Origin of the sequence: Actinotalea ferrariae, from assembly GCF_019733465.1 — a bacterium.
Lineage (GTDB): Bacteria > Actinomycetota > Actinomycetes > Actinomycetales > Cellulomonadaceae > Actinotalea > Actinotalea ferrariae_A.
Map to the genome: position 1 here is coordinate 1 of NZ_JACVQL010000105.1, position 5842 is coordinate 5842.

6 protein-coding genes are annotated in these 5842 nt (G+C 75.0%); all 6 read left to right on the forward strand.

The window, feature by feature from the left end:
• The first annotated feature begins 229 nt into the window (after positions 1-229).
• Positions 230-424, forward strand: coding sequence for a 50S ribosomal protein L35 (rpmI, locus tag ICW40_RS09215; protein ID WP_221653536.1), 195 nt, complete (start codon positions 230-232; stop codon positions 422-424).
• Positions 425-488: 64 nt separating this feature from the next.
• Positions 489-875 carry a 50S ribosomal protein L20 gene (gene rplT / locus ICW40_RS09220; protein ID WP_221653532.1) on the forward strand — a complete coding sequence of 129 codons (387 nt, stop codon included), beginning with the start codon at positions 489-491 and terminating at the stop codon, positions 873-875.
• A 172-nt stretch (positions 876-1047) separates the two neighbouring features.
• Positions 1048-1938 carry a TrmH family RNA methyltransferase gene (locus ICW40_RS09225; RefSeq protein WP_221653537.1) on the forward strand — a complete coding sequence of 297 codons (891 nt, stop codon included), beginning with the start codon at positions 1048-1050 and terminating at the stop codon, positions 1936-1938.
• Positions 1935-2555: an RNA 2',3'-cyclic phosphodiesterase gene (gene thpR / locus ICW40_RS09230; protein WP_221653533.1), complete on the forward strand. Its 621-nt coding sequence runs from the start codon at positions 1935-1937 to the stop codon at positions 2553-2555. Before ICW40_RS09225 ends, thpR begins: the two co-directional genes overlap by 4 nt.
• 198 nt (positions 2556-2753) lie before the next feature.
• Entirely contained in the window at positions 2754-3839 is a 1086-nt protein-coding gene (pheS, locus tag ICW40_RS09235; RefSeq protein ID WP_221653534.1) for a phenylalanine--tRNA ligase subunit alpha, read from the forward strand.
• A partial coding sequence (gene pheT, locus ICW40_RS09240; RefSeq protein WP_221653535.1) for a phenylalanine--tRNA ligase subunit beta occupies positions 3839-5842 on the forward strand: 2004 nt, incomplete at its 3' end. The genes pheS and pheT, both read left to right, overlap by 1 nt.

The following is a 5842-nucleotide window of genomic DNA, read 5'->3' on the forward strand; positions in this document are numbered from 1 at the left end:
CCGCACCGGCGGCCGCACCGGCCAAGCCGGCCGCGGCACCGAAGCCGTCCGCGACGCCCCGGCCCACCGCGGCGGCGAAGCCTGCACCGGCCAAGCCGGCGCGTCCGGCTCCCAAGCCGGCCGCCCGGACGAAGTCCACCGACGACGCGTCGTCCTGACCGGGTGCGGGCCCCAGCCCGCACGTGAACCTCGTCCCGATCGGGACGACCTGATGGAAGAGAGCACACCAGTGCCGAAGAACAAGACGCACAGTGGTGCGAAGAAGCGGTTCCGCGTCACGGGGACCGGCAAGCTCATGCGGGAGCAGGCAGGCGCGCGCCACCTGTTCGAGCACAAGTCGAGCCGTCGCACGCGGCGCCTCGCCTCGGACCAGGTGGTCTCGCCCGCCGACACGCCCAAGATCAAGAAGCTGCTCGGCAAGTGAGCTCGCGGCGCGCACGCAGCGCGCCCGGCCTCACCTGTGAGCCCCGAAACGCAAGGAGCATCACGTGGCACGCGTGAAGCGGGCGGTCAACGCCCAGAAGAAGCGCCGTTCAACCCTCGAGCGCGCCAGCGGCTACCGCGGCCAGCGGTCGCGCCTCTACCGGAAGGCGAAGGAGCAGGTCACCCACTCCCTCGTCTACGCCTACCGCGACCGCAAGGCGCGCAAGGGCGACTTCCGCAAGCTCTGGATCCAGCGCATCAACGCTGCGTCCCGTGAGCAGGGGCTGACCTACAACCGCCTCATCCAGGGCCTCAAGCTCGCGGGTGTCGAGGTGGACCGTCGCGTCCTCGCCGACCTCGCCGTGAACGACGCGCCCGCGTTCAACGCCCTGGTGCAGGTCGCCAAGGACGCACTCCCGGCCGACGTCAACGCGCCGGCTGCCGCTGCCTGAGCACCACAGCAGCACCTCCGGAAGCCCTCGGACGCCTCGCCGTCCGAGGGCTTCCGTGCGTCTGCACCCCGCTGTACCAGGCTGCACCCGTCTCTCTACCGTCCCCAGCCCTCTCCACCCGTGCGTAGCCGTCGAGCCCGCGATGCGCACCCGTGACCGAGGGCACGGGATGATGTCGGACGTGGATCACGCGACGACCGCCGGCCGCGACGAGCAGGCCGACCTCACGAACCCGCGCGCCGAGCGCGTGCGTGCGGTGCGGGCGCTCGCGGGCCGGTCGATGCGCGAGCGGCAGGGCCGCTTCCTCGTCGAGGGTCCGCAGGGCGTCCGGGAGGCGGTGCGCCACGCGAGCGACCGCGTCGAGGCGCTCTACCTGACGCCGGCCGCGGCCGACCGCTACGCGGAGATCGCCGACGACGCCGCGCGCTCCGGCCTCGTCGTGCGGACCGGCACACCGGACGTGCTCGACGTCATGAGCGCCGACGCCCAGGGCGTCCTCGCCGTGGTGCGGACGGCCACCGCGAGCCTCGACGACGTCGTCGCCGGCCGGCCACGCCTCGTCGCCGTCCTCTCGCAGGTGCGGGACCCGGGCAACGCCGGCGCCGTCATCCGCGCCGCCGACGCCGCCGGCGCGGACGCCGTGGTCCTCACGGCGGGCAGCGTCGACCTGCACAACCCCAAGGTGGTCCGGTCGACGGCCGGGTCGTTGTTCCACCTCCCCGTCGTGGTGGGGACGCCGCTCGCGGAGGCCGTGGCGCGACTGCGGGCCGCCGGGAGCTCGGTCCTCGCGGCCGACGGCGTGGGGGACCGCGACCTGGACGACCTGCTCGACGTCGCCGGGACCGGTCCGGCGGACGCCCCCGACCTCGCGGCCGCCACGGCATGGGTGCTCGGGAACGAGGCGTGGGGGCTGCACGACGAGGACCGCGCACTGGCGGACGCCGTCGTCCGCGTGCCGATCCACGGCCGCGCCGAGTCGCTCAACCTGGCCACCGCGGCCACGGTGTGCCTGTACGCGTCGGCGCGCGCCCAGCGCCGGCGCGCGGCAGGAGACGGGCGATGAGGCTGTTCGTCGCCGTGCTGCCGCCGCCGCACGTGCTCGACCACCTGGAGCGCGCGCTCGCCCTCGCGCGTGCGGGATCGCTCGTCGACGAGGGTCAGGGACCGGTCCGCTGGACGCCTGCGGGCGACCGGCACCTCACCGTCGCGTTCTACGGCGGCACCCCCGACGGTGCCGTGCCCGAGGTCGCGGGCGGCCTCGCGAGCCTCGCGGCCGAGCACCGTCCCTTCGACCTCGCGCTGCGCGGCTCCGGGCTGTTCGACCGTCGCACGCTGTGGATCGGGTGCGGAGGGGAGGTGGCCACGATGGCCGCCCTCATGGAGGGGGCGTCCCTGCTGGGGACGGAGGTGCTCGGCCGGACGGACGACCGCGTGCGCTCACGTGCCCATCTCACGGTCGGCCGGGTCCGCGACCAGGCCCGGCGCCAGTCGTCCCGAAGGCGGGAGGCGCCCGGCGTCACGGCCGTCACCGCCCTGTCCCACGCGCTCGCCGTGTACGAGGGCCCGGCCTGGACGGTCGAGGCGGTCCACCTGATCAGCTCCGAGCTCGGCGCCGGTCCGGGCGGCGCCGCGCTGCACGAGGTCGTCGAGACCTTCCCGCTGGGGCCTGTGGCAGGATGACCGGCATGTCGCAGAGGCGCCCGGTGGCCGGTGGTCACCGATTTAGCCGGCCCGCAGGTGGGCCGCGCGGCTGAGCCGCGCACGGACGGGCGCGCGGCGCCCGCTCGCGACAGCCCACGGCGGGCCACGCCCCACGCCCTGGCCGCACCGGCCGCCCTGTGCCGCACGCACGCCCCGCCCTGGAAGGCCCTGACCACCATGCCCGACGTCCCCACGTCCACGTCCGACGCGCCGCCGGCGCTGTCCCCGCTCGACGCGGACGGCATCGCCGCCGCCGTCGACGCGGCGCTCGCCGCGATCGCCTCGGCGGCCGACCTCGACGACCTCAAGGCCGCACGCCTCGCGCACGCCGGCGACCGGAGCCCGCTCGCGCTCGCCAACCGCTCCATCGGCGGTCTGGCGCCGTCCGACAAGGCGACGGCCGGCAAGCTCCTGGGCGGTGCGCGCGGGCGCGTGCAGGCCGCCCTCGCCGCACGTCAGGAGGTCCTCGAGGCGGAGCGCGACGCACGCGTCCTCGTCGAGGAGGCGGTCGACATGACGCTGCCCGTCGACCGGTCGCCACGCGGCGCACGGCACCCGCTCGAGGCGCTCCAGGAGCGGGTGGCGGACGTGTTCGTCGCCATGGGCTGGGAGATCGCCGAGGGCCCCGAGCTCGAGGCCGAGTGGTTCAACTTCGACGCGCTGAACTTCGGCGTCGACCACCCCGCGCGGCAGATGCAGGACACCTTCTTCGTCGAGCACCCCACGGCGGGTGCGGGGTCCGGGCTCGTCCTGCGCACCCACACGTCGCCCGTGCAGGCGCGCGCCCTGCTCGAGCGCGAACTGCCGGTCTACATCGCGTGCCCGGGCAAGGTCTTCCGCACCGACGAGCTCGACGCGACCCACACGCCGGTCTTCCACCAGGTCGAGGGCCTCGCGGTCGACAAGGGCCTGACGATGGCGCACCTCAAGGGCACGCTCGACCACTTCGCGCGAGCCATGTTCGGCCCGGAGGCGCACACGCGGTTCCGGCCGTCGTTCTTCCCGTTCACCGAGCCCAGCGCGGAGCTCGACATGTGGTTCCCGCAGAAGAAGGGCGGTCCGGGCTGGATCGAGGTCGGGGGCTGCGGGATGGTCAACCCGAACGTGCTCCGCGCGTGCGGCGTGGACCCTGAGGTCTACACGGGCTTCGCGTTCGGCATCGGCATCGAGCGCACGCTGATGCTGCAGCACGGCATCGCCGACATGCACGACATGGTCGAGGGCGACGTCCGCTTCTCGCTCCAGCTGGAAGGGATCCTCTGATGCCGCGCGTCCCGCTGTCCTGGCTCGCCGAGCACGTCGACCTGCCCGCGGGCACGACGGCGGAGCAGCTCGCCGTGGACCTCGTCCGGGTGGGCCTCGAGGAGGAGGCGGTCCACGCCGCCGCCGTCACGGGGCCGCTCGTCGTCGGCGAGGTGGTCGAGCGCACGCCCGAGCCGCAGAAGAACGGCAAGACGATCAACTGGTGCCGCGTCGACGTCGGCCCCGAGCACAACGAGGTCGCCGACGACGGCACCGTGCGCCCTCGCGGCATCGTCTGCGGTGCGCACAACTTCGACGTGGGCGACCGCGTCGTCGTCGCCCTGCCGGGCGCCGTCCTGCCGGGGCCCTTCCCGATCGCGTCGCGCAAGACGTACGGGCACGTCTCTGACGGCATGATCTGCTCGCAGCGCGAGCTCGGCCTCGGCGACGACCACGAGGGCATCATCGTGCTCGAGCGCCTCGGGTACGACGCCGGCGCCGCCCCGGTGGGCGCCGACGCGCGGGCCCTGCTGGGGCTCGGCGAGGAGGTCCTCGAGATCAACGTGACGCCCGACCGCGGCTACTGCTTCTCGATGCGTGGCGTGGCGCGCGAGTACGGGCACTCGACGGGAGCGGCGTTCCACGACCGCGCGCTCCCGGTGCCCGACGACGACGTGCCCGGCGAGGGCTTCGGCGTCGAGCTCGCGGACGCCACCCCGATCGACGGCGTCGAGGGCTGCGACCGCTTCGTCGCGCTCGTCGTCCGCGGTGTCGCCGCGTCGGGCCCGTCGCCCGCGTGGATGCAGCGTCGTCTCACGCAGGCGGGCATGCGTCCCATCTCGCTGGCCGTCGACGTGACGAACTACGTGATGCTGGACCTGGGCCAGCCGCTGCACGCCTACGACCTCGGGACGCTCGCGGAGCCGGTGGTCGTGCGCCGGGCGCTCCCGGGCGAGCGGCTCACGACGCTCGACGACGTCGACCGCGCGCTCGACCCCGAGGACCTCCTCATCACCGACTCACCCGCCGGGAACCGCGCGAGCCGGGTGCTCGGCCTCGCCGGCGTCATGGGCGGCGCCGAGAGCGAGGTCGGCCCCGGGACGACGGACCTGCTGCTCGAGGCCGCGCACTTCGACCCCGTCTCCGTCGCCCGGACGGCGCGTCGGCACCGGCTGCCGAGCGAGGCGTCGCGCAGGTTCGAGCGCGGCGTCGACCCGCAGCTGCCGCTCGTCGCGGTCCGCCGAGCGGCCGACCTCCTGGTCGAGCACGGCGGGGGACGGTTCGACGGCCTCACGGACGTCGACCGCACCGTGCCGCCCGCCCCGATCCCGTTCGACCTGGGCCACCCGGCGCGCCTCGTCGGCGTGCCGTACACGGCCGACGAGGCGCGGACGACGCTCGAGGCCATCGGCTGCTCGGTCGAGGTCACCGAGGACGCGGCGGGGTCGGCGCTCGTGACGCCCCCGACCTGGCGGCCCGACCTCCAGGTCGCCGTCGACCTGGTGGAGGAGGTCGCGCGCGTCCGGGGCTACGACGCCATCCCGTCGGTCGTCCCGCCCGCACCGACCGGCCGCGGCCTCACTGACGGCCAGCGCGTGCGTCGGGCGGTCGCGCGGGCGCTCGTCGGCGCCGGGTTCGTCGAGACGCTGAGCTACCCGTTCGTCGGGCACCACCAGCACGACGAGCTCGGCCTGCCCGCCGACGACGTGCGGCGTCGGGCGGTGCGACTGGTCAACCCCCTGTCGGACGAGCAGCCCGAGCTGCGCACGAACCTCCTGGTGACCCTGCTGGACACCGCACGGCGGAACGTCGCCCGCGGCACGACCGACCTCGCGATCTCGGAGATCGGCCTCGTGACCCGTCCCGCGCCGGACGCGCCGCCCGCACCGCGTCTCGCCGGCGGCGCGCTGCCGACCGACGAGGACCTCGCCCGGGTCGCGGCGGCGGTCCCGCACCAGCCGCGCCGGGTCGCGGGCGTCCTGACCGGGCTCCGCGAGCCCGCCGGCTGGTGGGGACCCGGACGC